We start from the raw sequence: 18421 nt of genomic DNA, 5'->3' as shown, positions 1-18421 counted from the left end.
CGGGAGAAAAGAGGGGCTTAAATATGAACAAGATCATCATAACAACATTGCTACTTTGCACAGGGCTGATCACCACTGGATGTGAAAAAACCCATAGCGTAGAAGAATTTAAAAAAGATAAAAAATTATTTGAAGAATGGGCTGTGAGATGTGGATGGTCAGGAACTTCAAAAAATTGTGAAAATGTAAGAGTAGCCGATCACGAACTTGCGGCAGAACGCAGGAAAAAGGCTGAAGAAGAAAACCGTAAACGTAGAGAAGAATGGGAAAAAAAGCAAAAAGAAGAAGAAGCTAAAAGAAAAGCTGAACGTGAAAAATGGGAAGCCGAAGCTGGAAAACGGGCAGCTGAATATGAAAAACGGAGAGCTGAAAATGAAGCTAAAGGACGCGCTTATCTTGAAAAACTACAGCGAGAAATAGACGAGAATCTCCGTAAATTATCTGAAGCTGAAGAAAAAGCCGAAAGAGAAGCAGAAGAGCGCGCTAAAGCTAAACAACAACAGGACAATAAATAATGAATAAAGTTCTCATAACAACATTGCTACTTTGTACAGGGCTCATCACAGCTGGATGTGAAAAAACCTATAGCGTCGCAGAATTTAAAAAAGATAAAAAATTATTTGAAGAATGGGCTGTGAGATGTGGATGGTCAGGAACTTCAAAAAATTGTGAAAATGTAAGAGTAGCCGATCACGAACTTGCGGCAGAACGCAGGAAAAAGGCTGAAGAAGAAAACCGTAAACGTAGAGAAGAATGGGAAAAAAAGCAAAAAGAAGAAGAAGCTAAAAGAAAAGCTGAACGTGAAAAATGGGAAGCCGAAGCTGGAAAACGGGCAGCTGAATATGAAAAACGGAGAGCTGAAAATGAAGCTAAAGGACGCGCTTATCTTGAAAAACTACAGCGAGAAATAGACGAGAATCTCCGTAAATTATCTGAAGCTGAAGAAAAAGCCGAAAGAGAAGCAGAAGAGCGCGCTAAAGCAAAACAACAACAGGACAGTCATTAATCATGAATAAAGTTCTCATAACAACATTGCTACTTTGCACTGGGCTCATCACAGCTGGTTGTGAAAAAACCTACAGCGTAGAAGAATTTAAAAAAGATGAAAAATTACGCCTAGAGTGGGATGCTAAATGTGGATTTGCAGGAACTTCAAAAAATTGTGAAAACATGCGGTTAGCATTTTTAGAACTTCAAAAAGAATATGAAGCAAAAGCAGCAGAAAGAGAGCGTCAAGCGGAAGAGAACCTTCATGAAGCATTAAAAAAAGCTAGAGCTAAAATAATGTCCGATCTTGAAAAAAGAGAAGCTGAATATCAAAAAAGGCAAGCTGAAGAAGAACAAAAAGCAAAAGAACAAGCCGAAAGAGAAGCAGAAGAGCGCGCTAAAGCTAAACAACAACAGGACAATAAATAATGAATAAAGTTCTCATAACAACATTGCTACTTTGCACAGGGCTCATCACAGCTGGATGTGAAAAAACCTATAGCGTAGCAGAATTTAAAAAAGATAAAAATTACGCCTAGAATGGGATGCTAGATGTGGATTTGCAGGGACTTCAAAAAATTGTGAAAACATGCGGTTAGCATTTTTAGAACTTCAGAAAGAATATGAAGCAAAAGCAGCAGAAAGAAGTCGTAAAATTGCAGAAGAAAATCGTAAAAGAGAAGAAGAAGATATAGCTGAAATGAGAGCCAGACTTAAAAAAATGGAAGCTAATACTCAAAAAAAATTAGCTGAACAAAGAGCAAAACGACGTGCTGAGGAAGAACAAGAAGCAAAAGAGCGCGCGGCAGAAGAACAACAAAATAACCATTAAGACATAATGAAGAGCGGAGCATCTAAATGGCAATAATAACGAAAGGCGTATTTACTGACATAGATGATATGTTGATGGATCCCCTTGCAGAGGCAATGGATAGCGCCACTACACATCGCTATTGCGCTTTAGCTGCTCAACTTAAAGAACCTTACAGACTATACAATAGATTTATGGCAACATTATGTCTGTGCCCTAGATTTATCATCACTGGTTGTAAAACAACCGATAACACAAGCATAATTTAAAGATTGTGCTCAAACCTCAAAAACTGAAAGAAAAAAGGGGAAATATCTATGAATAAAGTTCTCATAACAACATTGCTACTTTGCACAGGGCTCATCACCGCTGGCTGTGAAAAAACTTACAGCGTCGCAGAATTTAAAAAAAATCCAACGTTGATGGAAGAGTGGATTGCTAAATGTGGATTAGCAGGAACTTCAAAAAATTGTGAAACTCTAAGATTAGCACAACTTGAACTTGAAAAGGAATATGAAGCAAAGGCTGAAGAAAGAGCGCGTAAAGATCAAGAAAAATTTGATAAAGCTATGGAAAAGGCTAGAGCTCAAATGGAAGCCGATCTTGAAAAAATGGAGGCTGAGACTAAAAAATTGCAAGCCGAACAAGAAGCGAAAGAACGTGCTGAAGAAGAACGAAGAGCGAAAAAACAAAATAACGATTAAATTATAAAAACACATAATGAAGAGCGGAGCATCTAAATGGCAATAGAAACCAACGGTGTATTTACTTGGATAGATAATACTGTAATGCATTCCCTTACAAAAATAATGGATAGCACCATTACACATCGCTATTGCGCTTTAGCTGCTCAACTTAAAGAGCTTTGTACACTCTATAATAGATTTATGGCAACATTATGTCTGTGCCCTAGATTTATCATCACTGGTTATAAAAACCGATAACACAAGCAGAATTTAAAGATTGTGCTCAAACCTTGTAAAACTGAAAGAAAGAAGGGGAAATATCTATGAATAAAGTTCTCATAACAACATTGCTGCTTTGCACTGGAATTATCGCTGCTGGATGTGAAAAAACCTATAGCGTTGCAGAATTTAAAAAAGATAAAAATTTACGCGATGAATGGAGACGTAAGTGTGGATGGACAGGAGATTCACAAAATTGTAAAAATTTAGACAAAGCAATAGAAGAAGTACGTCAAGAAAATTTTGATAACTATCTAAATAAATATCGTAAAAATGACGATAAACAAAAAATGAAAGAACAATCTGAAAAGAAAGAAGACAGTAATTAAAGCATAAAAATTCGACTTTGTATGGAACGCGAACCCGTATGATAAGAAGCGGAGAAAAACAATGGCAGCGTATGATATATTTACCATGATAGACAACGGGTTGATCGAGCCCCTCACAAAGGTAATGGATGACACCATTAGAAATCTCTCATCATCTTTATCTACTCCGCTTAAAGCGTCTTGTACAATCTATATTATATTTATAGGGTACAATATCATCTATGGGCGTTCTTCCATGCCCTTATGGGAGTTTATAGCAACAGTTTTCAAACTTGGCATTATTGTTGCACTTGCCACAAACGCCACCCATTATAATACTTGGGTTAGGGATATATTCTTCAACGATCTGCCGAATGCCATTGCAAATGTCACCCAAGGAGCACATTCAGATAAAAATGTATGGGATAATATGATACAAACTGCTGCTGGACACGTTTTTGATGCTGCCAACAGAGAACATACATTTACATTTGCTGTCTATTGGCTTGCTGGTCTTTTCTGCTTAGGAGTTTCTGCTCTCTTTTGTGGCGTCGGTTTTTTCGTCTCAGTATATGCTAAAATTGGTTTGTTTCTTGTCCTATCAGTAGGTCCACTCTTCATAAGTCTCTATATGTTTTCCTCAACCAGAAGATTTACAGAAGCATGGTTAAATCAAACAGTAAATTTCATCATACTTCAGGTATTAATAGTCATAATCGGTGGTTTATATGTCGATCTTGCAACAAAACTCCTTTCAGATAGTCCTAGAGATATGATCGTTGCTTTAGTGCAATTTTTAGGTATCAGCAGTTGTGGTATTCTTATCTTTTACAAATTGCCAGAAATCGCATCGGCTTTAGCTTCTGGTGGAGCTGCTCTTACAGGATCAACGAAAGCAGGCGTCGACGCAGTAAAAGCTCCTTTCAAAGCTATGAAGAAGCGTATGGATAAGATGGAACAGAAAGCAATGGCAATATTAGGCCTAATAAAATGAAAGGAAATGGAAGAATGTTAAAAAAAATTGGGGTAATCTTGCCATTTCTCTTTCTCAGTGGCTGTATGTCTTCACCAAACACACTGAAGTCACTCCCAAAGTGTGATGGATATTCTAAACGTCCACTCAACAGATCAATGTGGAATTGGGAAGGGAAAAAACCCACGCCCACACCCATTATCATCAGTAACAACACCCCCTCACCCCTAAAAGAAGGGAAGCTGGAAACGCTTCTGGCACAAAAATTAACGGATGAAGAAATAAAATCCTACAAAGATTGCGGAAAAAAGGCATGAAAGAAAAAGACATAGAACAATACATTGCTGAAGCACGCTCGTTTGATCAAGATCGCATGCTCGCCTCACGCCGCACCACCCGCGTCTCTCTTGCCATTGCCGGCATCGCGGTTGCTGTTGCAATAATGTCTTCTCTCGCGGTCATCACCCTCACACCCCTTAAAACCGTGGAACCTTTTGTCATCCGTGTGGACAATTCAACCGGCATCACTGAAGTTGTGGAAGCCTTAAAAGAAGGTCCCACCAATGTCGACGAAGCAATCACACGCTACTTTGCTGCAAAATATGTCCGCTCCCGTGAAGGCTTCACCACAGAAGAAACACAACACAACTTCCAAACCGTCTCCCTCCTCTCTTCTTCTGAAGAACAGGAAAGATTTGCCAGCTGGTATGGAGCAAGAAATCCCCAAAGTCCTCAAATTCTCTATAAACACGCCGCCGTTACAATAACAATAAAATCAATCTCCTTTATCAATGACGATGTCGCCCAAGTGCGTTACTACAGAACCATTCATGACAACGACAACAACAAAGAATTCATCACCCACTGGGTTGCAACACTTACCTTTGAATACATCAATGCCCCTATCTCTGTCCAAAACCGTTTGATAAATCCTCTAGGGTTTATTGTTAGTGAATATAGAACCGATCCGGAAGTGGTCAACTGATCATGACAAAAAAAATTCTTTTTCTCATTCTTAACATCGCTATTACCCTTTCTTTAACGCCTAGCCATGCCAGTATTTTTCCCACCCGCGCGCCAAGCGATAGCCGCATTCGCTTTATCAACTATGATGCCTATAATGTCACAAAAATTATTGGCTCCATACGCTCATCGGTACAAATAGAATTTTCTCCCAATGAAGAAATTGCCCATGTGGCAATTGGCAACAGCGTTGCATGGGAAGTCGCCCCCGCTGGCAATATTCTTTTCCTTAAAGCGCGGGAAGTCCAACCCATTACCAATCTCCAAGTCGTCACCACAAAGCTTGATGGCTCAAAGCGCTCTTATCAATTTGAACTCATGGTCAAAGATGGAGAAATTTCCTCTGGACAAGAAACATATTTCCTTGTGAAATTTCGCTATCCCCAAGAAGAAGCAGAACAAAGAAGACTCGCAGCCCTTATGCGACAAGAAAAACAACAAGCCCAGCGTATTGATAATGTCTTCAACGCTTCTGAAACCTACGGACCTCGCAATTGGGCTTACACCGCTCAAGGCTCTATCACTCTCGAACCCTCCTCTGTTTATGACAATGGCAAAACAACAACATTTACATTTCCAGACAACCAAGAAATCCCTGCCATTTACATTGTCAGCAATGACGGTACAGAATCGCTGGTTCCCAAAACCACAAGAGGCAACATGGTGATTGTCCATGCCATTAGCGCACGCTTCACCCTAAGACAGGGAAGAAACGTCCTATGCGTCTTTAACGAAGCCTACCAACCCAAAGGCGTTAATCCAGAAACCGGAACCACCTCACCATCTGTTGAACGTAAAATTGCATCAGATCTTTAAATAAGCGGGAATTGAAGGGGACAACACATGAGTGATAAACCAATCATCGAAGATCGCGGATCTATTGGGGATGGCAAAAACAATAGCGCCAAAAGCGCTGGCAAAAAAATAGTTGTCGCAATAGCCTGTATAGGAATCTGCGGCTATGTGCTCTGGAACATCTTATCCTCCCCCACAGAACAAAAAGACACCGCAAAAGCTCATAAAAAACAAGAAAAAAGCTTTCACAATTCCCTCGCCCCTTTAGAGCTTGCGCCCTCTGACCCGCGTGCCAACATAGCACCAATAACCTTACCACCCCCACAACCACTCGCACAAGAACCCAAAAAAGATGACCCACTACTTGATGCCGCAAGACGCGCCCCTGTTTTAGCTTTTGCCAAAGGTTCTAAATCTCAATTAAAAGACATCGTCAACACGACTCTCAACCCCTTTGACAAATTCCATGCCCTTGAAAATCTCGCGAATGCGCAAAATTCTCCTGCCCTTCAAGACACACAAAATTTTGCAACCCTATTAAAGCCTACCAAAACAGAAGAAGCAAAAGCAAAAGCAAAACTCATCGGCAATAGAAACTTTATCATCGCCATGGGAACCTCTATTCCCTGTATCTTAGAAACCGCATTAAACAGTGAGCAACCAGGCTTTGCAAGCTGCATCATCAACCGTGATATCCTCTCTGACAATGGGCGCGTTGTTTTGCTTGATAAAGGAACCCAAGTGATTGGCGAATACCGCGGAGGGATAAAACAAGGTCAATCTCGCCTCTTTGTACTCTGGACAAGAGCAAAAACCCCAACCGGTGTCATCATCGACCTTGCCTCACCCGCAACCGACAGTTTAGGCAGAGCCGGTTTTGATGGCAACATCAACACCCATTGGTGGGAACGCTTTGGCTCTTCCCTTTTACTCACCGTTATTGATGGTGCCACAACAGTTTTAACAAATAAAATAGTAGGCAATTCCAATAAAGAAGGTTCAAACAACTCTGGAGGTGGCGGTTTTGAAGGCGCAAACAACACTGGAAAAGAGTCCGCCAGTATTGCTCTTGAAAATCAAATCAATATTCCTCCTACCTTAGAAAAATTTCAAGGCGAACTCGTCAACATTTTCGTAGCAAAAGATCTCGATTTTTCCTCTGTCTATAAACTAGTCGTAAAGAGCAAAAGAAATCGCTCTACTCCCAGCTATTCCTTTTTTCATTAAGCCAATAAAGTCACATTATGCCATCAGCAAAAAATGCAGAACGCGCCTCCATCGTTTTAACAAAATTAAAGATCTTAGATGACTTCCTCAATAATGACAATTTATTTGAAATTGTTATCAATCGCCCTGGCGAAGTAATCGTTGAGGGTCCCAATGGTTGGCAAACCCACATCTTAAAAGAGCTAACCTACAGCGAACTAGAAGGGATTGCAAAAGTTGTTGCTGCCTACACAACACAAAAAATCAGTGTAGAAAACCCCGTTCTCTCCGCAACACTGCCAAACAACGAACGCATACAAATTGTTATGCCTCCAGCTGTTGCAGCCAATACCATTAGCATGACCATTCGTAAACCTTCATCACGCACTTTTTCTCTTGAAAGTTTACATGAAAACAATCTGTTTTCTGTCGCCCAAAACACCAGTTTCACACCTACGCAACAAATGACAGAACGGTTATCCGAACTCTCTGATACAGACAAAGAGCTAACAGATCTCTTTATCGCCAAAGATTTTTGCACCTTTTTAGAAAGAGCCGTTATTACACAACAAAATATCTTAATATCGGGCAAAACCGGTTCCGGGAAAACAACCCTCTCCAAAGCTTTGATTGCAAAAATCCCTGACTATGAACGAATTCTCACCATTGAAGACACGCCAGAACTTGTCGTTCCGCACGCCAACAAAGTGCAGCTCTTTTATTCAAAAGATAACCAAGGCTTAGCAAAAGCAGGCGCAAAAGAACTGCTTGAATCTGGCTTACGCATGCGCCCCGACAGAATCCTTCTACAAGAGCTGCGTGATGGTACAGCCTTTTACTACATCCGTAATGTCAATTCTGGTCACCCCGGCTCCATTACCACCGTCCACGCCTCAACAGCACTTGCAGCCTTTGAGCAAATGACCCTTTTAGTCAAAGAAAGTGACGGTGGTGGTAATTTAGCACGCGATGATATCCGCGGCTTATTAATCTCGATGATAGATGTCATCATCCAATGCAAACGCCTCGAAGGAAAATTTCGTGTAACAGAAATTTATTACGACCCTTTCAAACGCCGTGATGCTTTTTAAAAACTGTCGAAATCACTTAAATAAATCATTCATATCTTTCGCGAAATATACATCTTATCCTTTTGCACTCTTTTCAAAAGTTTTAAGCGTTTCCGCATTAGAAATAGACATATCAAACGGCAATCCTCTTTCATCAACAACTTTTGTCAAAGCAATCCGGATAAATCAGACACCGTAAGTCCTAAACTTGCTAATATTTCACCAGCTTCTTTTTTAATGTCCTATCTATGCGGGCTCGTACAACGTCTTTTGTCACACTCATATTACACACCCTTCTTTTGATTACCTCTCTTTTACCATATGGCTTAATAGGGCTTATACAGCATAAGGTTTTATTCTTGCCCTTACCGTATCATATCTATTGATCTTGCACGCGCTATTGCGTTGATTTTCTCCTGTTGTCTCTGTTGCAAAAACTTAACTGCCATTTGAAACTCTTTTATGTGTTCTTTATTATAAGACTGTTCTTTGGGGATTGCTTTTGATAAATCAAAACCATATTTATGAATGCCATCCTGTCCAAAACGTTTATCTAAAGCACTTTGTAGCTTTAAAAACTCTTGATTAACCTGCTCTGGTATCTTTGAATAACTATCACGACCAGCTTCAACATTTTTCATAAAAGTCACTGCTTCTTGTGAAAGCGAAGGTACTTCAACTTTCAATCGCTCACGCTCCCGTACAACCCTATTTACATGTGTCTCATAAGAATTCTTATAAAAGGCTTGAAGCTTTTTAATAGAAGAAAGTGCACGAGGAACATGAGAAAGCGCTTCTTTTCGTTCTTTTCCTGTAGATTTGAGTTTATCGATTAAACGATCTGACCCACGCAGTTCACCCGCTCTATCAGGTTCCCTTTCCAAAATATCAGGCAATTTATCGCCTTTACCTGCTAAAATCGTCTGCTCAATCTTGAGTGCGGCAGCTTGCGGATCTTTATAAATAGATGCTAAATGACTGTTTAACTCCTTAAACATATTAACATAAGATTTTTCATTCCTAAGAGCGCTAAGCGCTTTCTGTTCTAAATTAGAATTATCTATATAAGCCGCAAGGTATGGCTCTCGTTCTGTTGCTTTTGCAACAACATTCAAATCATTTTGTAATTGTTCAAGTTCTTCTTTTTGACGTTTAGCAAAACTTGTCTTTTCTCTATCCCAAGGAGTTTCAATCTTCTCTTTTTGTTGTTCCAAGCACTCTTTATTAAGATCAACGCCAAAAGCAATATTTTTGCCAATACCTTGAGAAACATCATCCCTTTTATTTTCTGTAAACTTGGTAAGGTTCTTATAGATGAGTGCAGACAGATATTCTGAATTACCAAAATGTGCTTCAATTGACGCACGTGTCATTTCTTGTCGCTCAATACCCTTCCAGTTGATATGATAACCAGCTTCACGAGCCAGTTGCACCATAAATTCACGCTGAGTACGCCCATTCCCCTCTCGAAACGGATGCAACGCATTCAACTCGCCCATGTAATATCCAGCCCTTTGGCTAAAGTCATAAGCGCCAAGACCACGCAGATACTGTTCTTTTGCAAGCTTTTGTGTAATCTTCGGTGCATAACTTTCAATCTGATTATAACTAGCAAATATACTATTACCTTTGGCAATATCCACTAAACGAATTTGTCCCGCCCATTCATATATGTCGCCAAACAGTCTTCTATGGATCTCTTTCATGTAATCCAGATCAAACTTACCACCAATAGGAGTATGTACAAATTCGAAAGATTTTACATAAGTAATAGTAGATTCTACACGCTGCAGTGTGGCTTTGTCTTTAATACCAAGCCGATTATACATCACACCAGTTTCAGGATCAGTATAAGAATCGCCGCTCCCCTTATACTTCTCCACGTCTTACACGCTCCATATAATCTGTGATGATATCACTTGTTTCGAGCTCTCCAATAATAACACGTTCCATTTGCTCAACGACTTTTGGATCTGGCTCTAATCCCTCTAAACGTTGGCTTGCCAATGCATTTTCAGCATAAATGCGACGCAGCTTAATTTCCTCTTCACTCAACATATAAAACCCTCATTTGCTTACATTTATTATAGCCAAACAGACTATAGAAACAAGATTTTATTCCTTGTCTTACCCGCAATTACATCTTTTGACCTTGTACGCTCATACGCATGATTTAGCTCTTGTATACGTCTCTGTTGCAAAAACTTAACTGCCATTTGAAGCTCTTTTATGCAATCTTGATCATGAGACTGTTGTTAAGGAATTTTTTTGATAGATCATAATTTGTTTGCATAACAAGCCAAGCACGTGCTGTGCTTACACCAAACATTTCAAGCCTAATAGCAAGATTAGCACTCATAGCGGCTTTTTCATTTAAAACTCTAGAAAGTGCTACACGAGATATACCAAGCCACTCTGCTGCTTCATTAAAGGATAAACCAAGCTCTTTGATCACATCTTCACGCAATAATTCACCGGGATGTGAAGGATTCTTCATCATTGTTTAGATCTCCTTTTTGATGATAATCTAGATAATCAACCATTTCGACATCTATGCTATCAAAGCGAAATATTACGCGACAATTTCCATTTACAGTAATTGACCAATAATCCTTGAAATCACCCTTTAGCAGATGTAATCAAAAGGATGGATAACTCAAAATCTTTTGGCGATACATCTACTTCAAGAGCACTTAGAATACGCTTTAATTTTTGAGCATGGGCGGTTCTAATCCCTTCAGTCGTACCAGTATTATAGAAGGCTTCAATCCTTTTATGTTTAAATCTTAAAATGATAAATGAATATAGAGTGTACCTCTCCAAGATACAAAAAATGTTCATTATTTTTACATCACATAGCTTTTTTTACTTTATAAACATTAGAACTATCGTGAAAAAAATTGATCATTCCCATCTCTTTCTCATTATTCTACTAATTATTGGAAAAGTATAAGTTCATAATTAGGAGGAGCTAAACGTAATAGGAGCGTATCATATCTCCAATTGGCAGCGGCACTTAGAAACATCAAGATGATATAACCACAATGACCATTGCTGTTTGATGTTCATGGGGCGCTGCACCCGCTGGATATCCAGTAAAAAGAATGAATAATACTAATAAACTCTCCCCCCTACAAACTCTGTTAAACTAATAACCGGTTTACGAATAAGTAAAAGAAAAAGGAAAATCAAAAAAAGGCATATTTTTCATATCTTACGAAATATAGAGAAATCTATACGCATTGTATTTATTAGAATTGGACTTTTCCCTTTTTTATTTAATTTGTTCGTAGATAGAGTATCCATTACCGTTATTACATCACTGAGTTAATAATCATACCTTTTGTAATTGCCAAAATCCCACATTATAATAATATCTTTATCAAAAGATGATCTGATAATTTTCTCAAAAAATTCAAGATTCCTCAAGTGCAGTACCCATGCGTACATCATGATGAATAATAACATCCATCAACTCTGTCACAACAGTGTCCAATACTTCTCGTGCATCGCCTTCAGCCATAAGGCGGATAACCGGTTCCGTTCCAGAAGCGCGGATCACCAGCCGTGCCTCTTTTCCCAACCGCTTCTCTGCTTGATTAATAGCCGTTTTGACGGGATTTTTTTTCAGGACATTTTTATTTTTAATCGTTACATTTTTTAAAATTTGCGGTACAGGTTCAAACCGTTTACACAATTGGCTCATAGGGCTTTGACTTTCCTTCATACAGGCTAAAATCTGCAATGCAGCCACCAAACCATCACCCGTTGTACCAAAATCACTGAGCACGATATGGCCAGAAGCCTCACCACCAACATTATATCCCTTTTGGCGCATGGCATCGACAACATAACGATCTCCAACTTTTGTCCTTACAAGGTGCAATCCTTTGCTATTCAAGAAACGCTCTAGTCCAAGATTTGACATAATCGTTGTGACAACACCATTGCACCGTAATCGTCCCATTTTATGCCAATTTTCAGCAATTACAGCAATCAACTGATCTCCATCAACCGTTTGTGCTTTTTCATCAACAATGAGAACACGATCTCCATCTCCATCAAGAGCAATCCCCACATCAGCACGCACTTCATGCACTTTTCGTTTTAAAGAGCTTAAATCGGTTGATCCACATTTTTGATTAATATTGGTCCCATTGGGCTCATCATGAATAGCAAAAACCTCAGCCCCCAATTCCCATAAAGCACGGGGAGCCGCTTTATAAGCAGCCCCATTGGCACAATCCACAACAATACGCACAGTATCTAAGCGAACATCACGCGGCAAAGTTCGTTTGGCATATTCAATATAACGATAAATATCTCCCTCAACCCGTTTTGCATAACCAATTTCGGCAGAACTTGCTAAAGACTTTGAAAGATCTGTATCGATCAATTGTTCAATTTTCGCTTCCATATCATCTGAAAGTTTAAAACCATCAGGACCAAAAAGTTTAATTCCATTATCATAGAACGGATTATGAGAAGCAGAAATCATCACCCCAAGATCTGCGCGCAAAGAGCGGCAAAGCATTGCAACAGCAGGTGTTGGCACTGGACCCAATAAAAAAGCTTCCATCCCCGCAGCAGTCAATCCTGAAACCAAAGCGTTTTCCAACATATAGCCAGATAATCGTGTATCCTTGCCAATCACCACACGATGAGATTGATGTTGTGAGCGAAATAAAACCCCTACCGCCATCCCCACCTTCATGGCAAAATCGGGTGTCATAGGAAATGAATTGGCTTTCCCCCGAATTCCATCTGTACCAAAATATTTTTGCACCATGCCTCTTTCCTTTAATATATAATTCTTCCCTTGGCTTTTCCTTAAAACCCTAACAAGCCCCCTTGGTACAATAGTCCTCCTCTCCCCGTATAAAATCAGATCATTGATCTTAAACCTTCATGCATTTAGACAATCAAGCCCCCTATTCACCATCTACACATCTAAACCACTCTCAAGCAATTATGTTTACACCCTTACACATAAAAGCAATATTATCTCCTCAAAATGCTCTATACATCCCTTTAACACAACCAACGGATAATCTCACACACTTGCTAAATCCGTAAAGAAACCCAGCACCAAACCTCATACCCTACCAAATCAGCAAGGAAATCTATCGCCTAACCTTACAACCCCTACCACATTAGAAAAGCAACAGTCCACCTCGCCTTGTAGCATGCTAAAGCCGTCATCATACAACGGCTTTGCTTAATTTTTTGCTTCCATATTTTGCAAATATTACAAGAAAAGCGCAAACAAAACTTGCGCCTTTCTCAAAGAATTTAGAAGTTTTCCTAAAACATCGTCACTCAAGCGATATTAAACAGTTCTTATTTTTCTTTATCATGTCCCGCAGTATTGGACTTCTTTTCAGCATTACTTTTAGAGCGGTTGACTGATTTTGTGGTACCTTTTGTGCTTTGCGCTTTTTTCTCAGTCTCATCCGATTGCACTTCTTTAGACTGAGCCTCCTTAGGCTCAACATTACCGGATTTTGCTGTTTTTTTCCCAACAGCTACCTCTGCTTTACCTGCCTTGCCTTTATCGGTCTCTTCTTTATGAGGCACTGTTTTAGGGGCTGCTTCAGCATCTTTTTCATCTACCACTGTTATCTCTGCTCTGACCGTTCCAGTTTTTGGAACAGAAGACCCCCGGGGCGCAGCACCCTCATCTTTCTGTGTGCGTGAAGGAAGCTTTCCTGCAATAACTTCGTTAATTTCAGCTCCCGTTAAAGTCTCATATTCCAACAAACCTTGTGCCAAAGCAAACCATTCTTTTCTTTTTGTTTTCAAAATGTTTGTCGCATTTTTATAGGCATCATCAATAAGCTTACGCACTTCCATATCAATCATGCGCGCTGTTTCTTCAGAAACATTTTGTGTTCGCGCAACAGAATGACCCAAAAAGACTTCATCTTGGTTATCGCCATAAGCTACATTTCCAAGCAGATCAGAAAATCCCCACCGTGTGATCATCGCGCGTGCTAATTTCGTCGCTTGCTCAATATCAGAAGAAGCACCGGAGGTGATATTTTCCTTTCCAAACTTTAATTCTTCAGCCACACGTCCACCCATCATAATGGCCAGACGAGAAATCATCCAGCGATAACTCATAGAATAGCGATCGCCTTCAGGCAATTGCATCACCATTCCCAATGCTCTTCCCCTTGGAACGATTGTTGCTTTGTGGACAGGATCAGCAACCGGCACATTAAGAGCCACAATAGCATGTCCTGCTTCATGATAAGCAGTGAGTTCTTTTTCCTCTTGTGTCATAGCGGTTGAACGACGTTCAGCCCCCATCATCACCTTATCTTTGGCATCTTCGAATTCTTGCATCGTGACAACTCTTTTATTACGGCTTGCAGCCATAAGAGCAGCTTCATTGACTAGATTCATCAGGTCCGCACCTGAAAATCCTGGTGTTCCCCTTGCCAAAATTTTCAAATCAACGTTAGGCGCTAAAGGCACGTTGCGCACATGCACTTTCAAGATTTGTTCACGCCCAGAAACATCAGGGTTTGGCACAACAACTTGCCGATCAAAACGCCCTGGTCTCAATAAAGCAGGATCAAGCACATCGGGACGGTTTGTTGCGGCAATAAGAATAATACTTTCATTGGGCTCAAACCCATCCATTTCGACAAGCAACTGGTTTAAGGTCTGTTCACGTTCATCGTTTCCACCGCCAAGACCAGCCCCCCGATGGCGCCCAACAGCATCGATTTCATCAATAAAGATAATACAAGGTGCATTTTTTTTAGCCTGTTCGAACATATCGCGCACACGGCTTGCCCCAACACCAACAAACATTTCAACAAAATCAGACCCTGAAATGGTAAAGAATGGCACATTGGCTTCACCGGCCACAGAGCGTGCTAGCAAAGTTTTACCGGTTCCTGGAGGACCAACAAGCAAAACACCGCGTGGGATACGCCCCCCTAAGCGTTGAAATTTTTGTGGTTCGCGTAAAAATTCAACAATTTCTTGAAGATCTTGCTTTGCTTCTTCAACGCCAGCAACATCTTTAAAGGTAATACGCCCTTGCGCTTCATTAAGCAATCTTGCTTTCGATTTCCCAAATCCCATTGCACCACGTGACCCATTTTGCATTTGCCGCATAAAAAAGACCCACGCCCCCACGATAATAATAACAGGCAATAAGGAAAAGAGGAGATTGAGGAAAATGCTATTTCCAGAGCTTTCAGGAATAGCTTTAACATTAACGTTTTTGCTTTCCAATTTTTGTATCAAACCTGGATCGCGAGGAGCATAGGTTGAAATAGCTCTATGTTCAATGGTTTTTCCTGTTAATTTTTGACCTTGAATGGTCACAGATTTCAACTCATTATTCTCAACTTTTTGCAAAAATTCAGAATAGGAGACTTCTCCACCACCAGAACGTTGGCTATCTCCATTAAAGAGAGAAAACGACACAATCAAAATCAAGGCAATAACTCCCCAAATAAGGAGAGAGCGGTAATTGGAATTCATATTCAGCCCACTTAATCAAATATAGATTTCAAACAGTTCCCCTTAACATATAACCTTGTCAGCCCCTTGCCAAGGGATGAGAAGCTGTTTATTTTCTTTTAAAGTAATTTTCCTTTATCTTTTCACCTCAATATTAAAAAAAGGTTCCACAACATTCACCAAGGCAGCATCTTCTCGTGAGGAAAGCCAATCGAAAGGTGCCATAATCCGCTTGACGATAACATGTTTATGAACAACTGCTTGAGAAATCAACTCTGGAATATCATACCCTTTATGATTTGAAATCATCAGCAGCGATTGTAAAGAGGGAAAATGAGGCTTTTCAAGCTCAAAATCGCTATTTTTTAATAAAAATTTCAGCTGTTCTAAATTTGCGGCTCCAACCTTTATAGCCTCATATCCATGATTTGTGATATGATAGCGCCTATCCCATATAAAAGTTTTATCTGGCTCAACGATAGCCTCTTTCATATTTCGCCCTTCACGCCACAAAGAAATTCCCTGCTTGTTATATTCAATAACAGAGCCCGCATAAGTAAAACGCTTCTTTTCTGGAGAATCGAGACAGAGTTTTTGAACAAGTATGCTTAATTTCTGATTGGGGAGTAAATAAAATCCCCCTCCCATCAGCACAGCAAAGAGCCCCACCACGAAAGGAAAACTGGAATGTTTCTGTAAAAATAGCGCAGGCTTTGCTATGAAACAACGCCCATGTTGGACAGTAATATCCAGCGCTAAGATCAAATCAGCAATATTTTTTGCTTGTTGACGACGCTGCAATGCGGCTTCATTTATTTTTTGAGCAATATAAGCCAATTTTTGTGGAGAAAGAGATTGACGCACGCGCACACGTTCAAAATTGCGATCTTCATTGGTTGGATCATCAATCCATGTTTGTCCTTGTAAGCGTAAATAATTCCGTAATGTTTGGCGTTTTACACCAAGGAGTGGCCGAATCAAACGCACTTTTCTATGCAACAACGCCTCACGCGGAATACAAGATAAACCACGTTCATAGAGGGGACCATAGTTTTTTTCGGAAATATTTTTTCTTGTTTTTCTGGTATGATCCTCATCACGCATAGCAACAGCTTCACCGCGCAAAATACCAGCAAAACCGCCCGCAGAAACTCCATCACGCATGGCAACAGCTTCACTATATAAAGCACCTCTATTCTTTTGGAGACGTTGATACCGCATTTGATAAGTTTCAACCTGATCATTGAGTGTATGCCCCGTCATAATAAGTGATGCGCCTTGTTTTTGTGCTTCTTTAACCAAGAGATCATAGCGTGCAACACGCGCGCTGGAAGCAATATGCGTCTTTGGCTTTTCGCCTTCCCATCGCACAGTGATATGTTGAATATCATGGACACGACAAATTTTCGCAACAGTTTCTGCCTCACGCATCGATTCTTTACGCAATTGATGATCAACCGTGACAACAATCATTTCTGGAGGAAATGCGAGAGTTTCCAAATGCTCTTTGACCAAAAACATCAAAGCCAAAGAATCACTTCCCCCTGAGACGGCAAGAATCAACTTCTGACATTGAATAAAATCCGATGTTTTAAAGAGATTTCTTGCCAGTCTAACGCACACCAAAAACGACCTCGCTGTTTATTTTGCAGGTTTACAAAAAACAGATGCTAATGTTTGTTGACGTTTTGATTTTTTCACAAAATGAGCACAATCGTCTTTATTTGGCTCAAGAGCGATCATACTTCTTGCTAATTTCAGCAAAATCTCGGAGGTATAGAGCTTCTTTTTATCTGCATACCATGCGGTAAGATAAACTTGTGCTGCTTCATGATAGCGTTTTTGCCCCAACAAAGATTCGGCCAACCAAAATAAAGCGTCATCACTCAAAGAATCTTTTTTGTAACGATTTTGAAAAGCGCAAAAGCTTTTTTCAGCATCAACATAGTTGGCAGAACGAATAAAATCATACCCTTCCTTATACAAAGCTTTAGAAGAAGAAAGATTGTCACTCTGATGTGCTTCAATTGGAGCACCTACTTCATACGCTTTGTTAAAAGGTTGACTGTTTTCATGGTCATGGCTCTCCACCTTAGCTTCCACAGCAGCAACCTTTGTCTGATCACCTGTACTATGGTCCTGCTCCATCTCTTCTTTTACAGTCTGAGATTTTTCATCTACAGCAGACTTTTCAAAAGAACAAGAATAAACAGAAGAGGCTTCTGTATCAAAAAGCTCGTGAAACTGCTTGTTAATATTTTTTAGACTGTTATGCTCAAGCACCATTCGTATCTTATGCAAAAGCTTATCTAAATCATAATCTTTAAATAAAGCCTGTTGATTCTCTAAAATAATCCCTTGGTGCTCCGCAACACTAGTAGCTTTTTCCACCGCGCTAGATGCTGCTTTATCAGCTGCTTCAGGTGCTTTCTTCACAGCATCGACAGCCTTATTAACAGCGTCAGTGGCTTTTTCCACCGCGCTAGATGCTGCTTTATCGGCTGCTTCAGGTGCTTCCTTCACAGCATCAACAGCCTTATTAACAGCGTCAGTGGCTTTTTCCGCCGCGCTAGATGCTGCTTTATCAGCTGCTTCAGGTGCTTTCTTCACAGCATCAACAGCCTTATTAACAGCGTCAGTGGCTTTTTCCACCGCGCTAGATGCTGCTTTATCGGCTGCTTCAGGTGCTTTCTTCATAGCATCGACAGCCTTATTAACAGCGTTAGTGGCTTTTTCCGCTGCATCAGATGCTGCTTTATCGGCTGCTTCAGGTGCTTTCTTCATAGCATCGACAGCCTTAT

General features: G+C 40.2%; 18 protein-coding genes and 2 pseudogenes. 12 read left to right on the top strand and 8 right to left on the bottom strand.

The window, feature by feature from the left end:
• Window positions 1–23: 23 nt before the first annotated feature.
• The 12 genes and pseudogenes from ACFIO5_RS02250 to virB11 all read left to right on the top strand — a co-directional run.
• Window positions 24–329, top strand: a pseudogene (locus tag ACFIO5_RS02250) (EexN family lipoprotein); the annotation flags it as partial.
• Window positions 330–514: 185 nt separating this feature from the next.
• The gene (locus ACFIO5_RS02245; protein WP_375634439.1) at window positions 515–1006 is read left to right on the top strand and encodes an EexN family lipoprotein; all 492 of its coding nucleotides are present in this window, start codon (window positions 515–517) and stop codon (window positions 1004–1006) included.
• A gap of 2 nt (window positions 1007–1008) precedes the next feature.
• Window positions 1009–1416 carry an EexN family lipoprotein gene (locus ACFIO5_RS02240; protein WP_375631996.1) on the top strand — a complete coding sequence of 136 codons (408 nt, stop codon included), beginning with the start codon at window positions 1009–1011 and terminating at the stop codon, window positions 1414–1416.
• A pseudogene (locus ACFIO5_RS02235) lies at window positions 1416–1819 on the top strand (EexN family lipoprotein). The gene ACFIO5_RS02240 and the pseudogene ACFIO5_RS02235 overlap by 1 nt, the downstream one beginning before the upstream one ends.
• Before the next feature lie 296 nt (window positions 1820–2115).
• Window positions 2116–2502: an EexN family lipoprotein gene (locus tag ACFIO5_RS02230; RefSeq protein ID WP_375628033.1), complete on the top strand. Its 387-nt coding sequence runs from the start codon at window positions 2116–2118 to the stop codon at window positions 2500–2502.
• A 305-nt stretch (window positions 2503–2807) separates the two neighbouring features.
• Window positions 2808–3092, top strand: a complete 285-nt coding sequence (locus tag ACFIO5_RS02225; RefSeq protein ID WP_375634438.1) for an EexN family lipoprotein — start codon at window positions 2808–2810, stop codon at window positions 3090–3092.
• 61 nt (window positions 3093–3153) lie between these two features.
• A complete protein-coding gene (locus ACFIO5_RS02220; protein ID WP_375634437.1) occupies window positions 3154–4065 on the top strand; it encodes a TrbL/VirB6 family protein in 912 nt (303 codons plus the stop codon).
• A gap of 14 nt (window positions 4066–4079) precedes the next feature.
• A complete protein-coding gene (locus ACFIO5_RS02215; protein ID WP_375634436.1) occupies window positions 4080–4361 on the top strand; it encodes a type IV secretion protein VblB7 in 282 nt (93 codons plus the stop codon).
• Window positions 4358–5029, top strand: a complete 672-nt coding sequence (locus tag ACFIO5_RS02210; protein ID WP_375620969.1) for a VirB8 family type IV secretion system protein — start codon at window positions 4358–4360, stop codon at window positions 5027–5029. The genes ACFIO5_RS02215 and ACFIO5_RS02210 overlap by 4 nt, the downstream gene beginning before the upstream one ends.
• 2 nt (window positions 5030–5031) lie before the next feature.
• On the top strand, window positions 5032–5883 hold the full coding sequence (gene virB9 / locus ACFIO5_RS02205; RefSeq protein WP_375634435.1) for a P-type conjugative transfer protein VirB9: 852 nt from the start codon (window positions 5032–5034) through the stop codon (window positions 5881–5883).
• Between the two features lie 27 nt (window positions 5884–5910).
• The gene (gene virB10, locus ACFIO5_RS02200) at window positions 5911–7089 is read left to right on the top strand and encodes a type IV secretion system protein VirB10 (protein WP_375634434.1); all 1179 of its coding nucleotides are present in this window, start codon (window positions 5911–5913) and stop codon (window positions 7087–7089) included.
• A gap of 17 nt (window positions 7090–7106) precedes the next feature.
• Entirely contained in the window at window positions 7107–8159 is a 1053-nt protein-coding gene (virB11, locus tag ACFIO5_RS02195; protein ID WP_375633411.1) for a P-type DNA transfer ATPase VirB11, read from the top strand.
• A gap of 344 nt (window positions 8160–8503) precedes the next feature.
• On the opposite strand, the gene vbhT is transcribed toward virB11, so the two are convergent.
• The 8 genes from vbhT to ACFIO5_RS02155 all read right to left on the bottom strand — a co-directional run.
• Complete coding sequence (vbhT, locus tag ACFIO5_RS02190; protein ID WP_375680750.1) at window positions 8504–10021, bottom strand: type II toxin-antitoxin system protein adenylyltransferase VbhT; 1518 nt, start codon at window positions 10019–10021, stop codon at window positions 8504–8506.
• On the bottom strand, window positions 10008–10196 hold the full coding sequence (locus tag ACFIO5_RS02185; protein ID WP_375637007.1) for an antitoxin VbhA family protein: 189 nt from the start codon (window positions 10194–10196) through the stop codon (window positions 10008–10010). The genes vbhT and ACFIO5_RS02185 overlap by 14 nt, the downstream gene beginning before the upstream one ends.
• 169 nt (window positions 10197–10365) lie before the next feature.
• Window positions 10366–10638, bottom strand: a complete 273-nt coding sequence (locus ACFIO5_RS02180) for a HigA family addiction module antitoxin (RefSeq protein ID WP_375634432.1) — start codon at window positions 10636–10638, stop codon at window positions 10366–10368.
• A complete protein-coding gene (locus tag ACFIO5_RS02175; protein ID WP_375634445.1) occupies window positions 10610–10738 on the bottom strand; it encodes a hypothetical protein in 129 nt (42 codons plus the stop codon). Before ACFIO5_RS02175 ends, ACFIO5_RS02180 begins: the two co-directional genes overlap by 29 nt.
• Before the next feature lie 815 nt (window positions 10739–11553).
• Complete coding sequence (gene glmM / locus ACFIO5_RS02170; RefSeq protein ID WP_375705068.1) at window positions 11554–12927, bottom strand: phosphoglucosamine mutase; 1374 nt, start codon at window positions 12925–12927, stop codon at window positions 11554–11556.
• A 551-nt stretch (window positions 12928–13478) separates the two neighbouring features.
• The gene (ftsH, locus tag ACFIO5_RS02165) at window positions 13479–15641 is read right to left on the bottom strand and encodes an ATP-dependent zinc metalloprotease FtsH (protein ID WP_375637006.1); all 2163 of its coding nucleotides are present in this window, start codon (window positions 15639–15641) and stop codon (window positions 13479–13481) included.
• Between the two features lie 114 nt (window positions 15642–15755).
• Window positions 15756–17243 (bottom strand): tRNA lysidine(34) synthetase TilS, encoded by a 1488-nt coding sequence (tilS, locus tag ACFIO5_RS02160; RefSeq protein ID WP_375634430.1) that lies wholly within the window; start codon window positions 17241–17243, stop codon window positions 15756–15758.
• Between the two features lie 18 nt (window positions 17244–17261).
• The coding region (locus ACFIO5_RS02155; RefSeq protein WP_522729870.1) for a tol-pal system YbgF family protein at window positions 17262–18421 on the bottom strand (1160 nt) is incomplete at its 5' end.

The sequence above is a fragment of the Bartonella sp. AA86SXKL genome, from assembly GCF_042196885.1.
The sequence above is the reverse complement of the archived record's forward strand: the minus strand, read 5'-3'. Positions and strand labels throughout refer to the sequence as shown.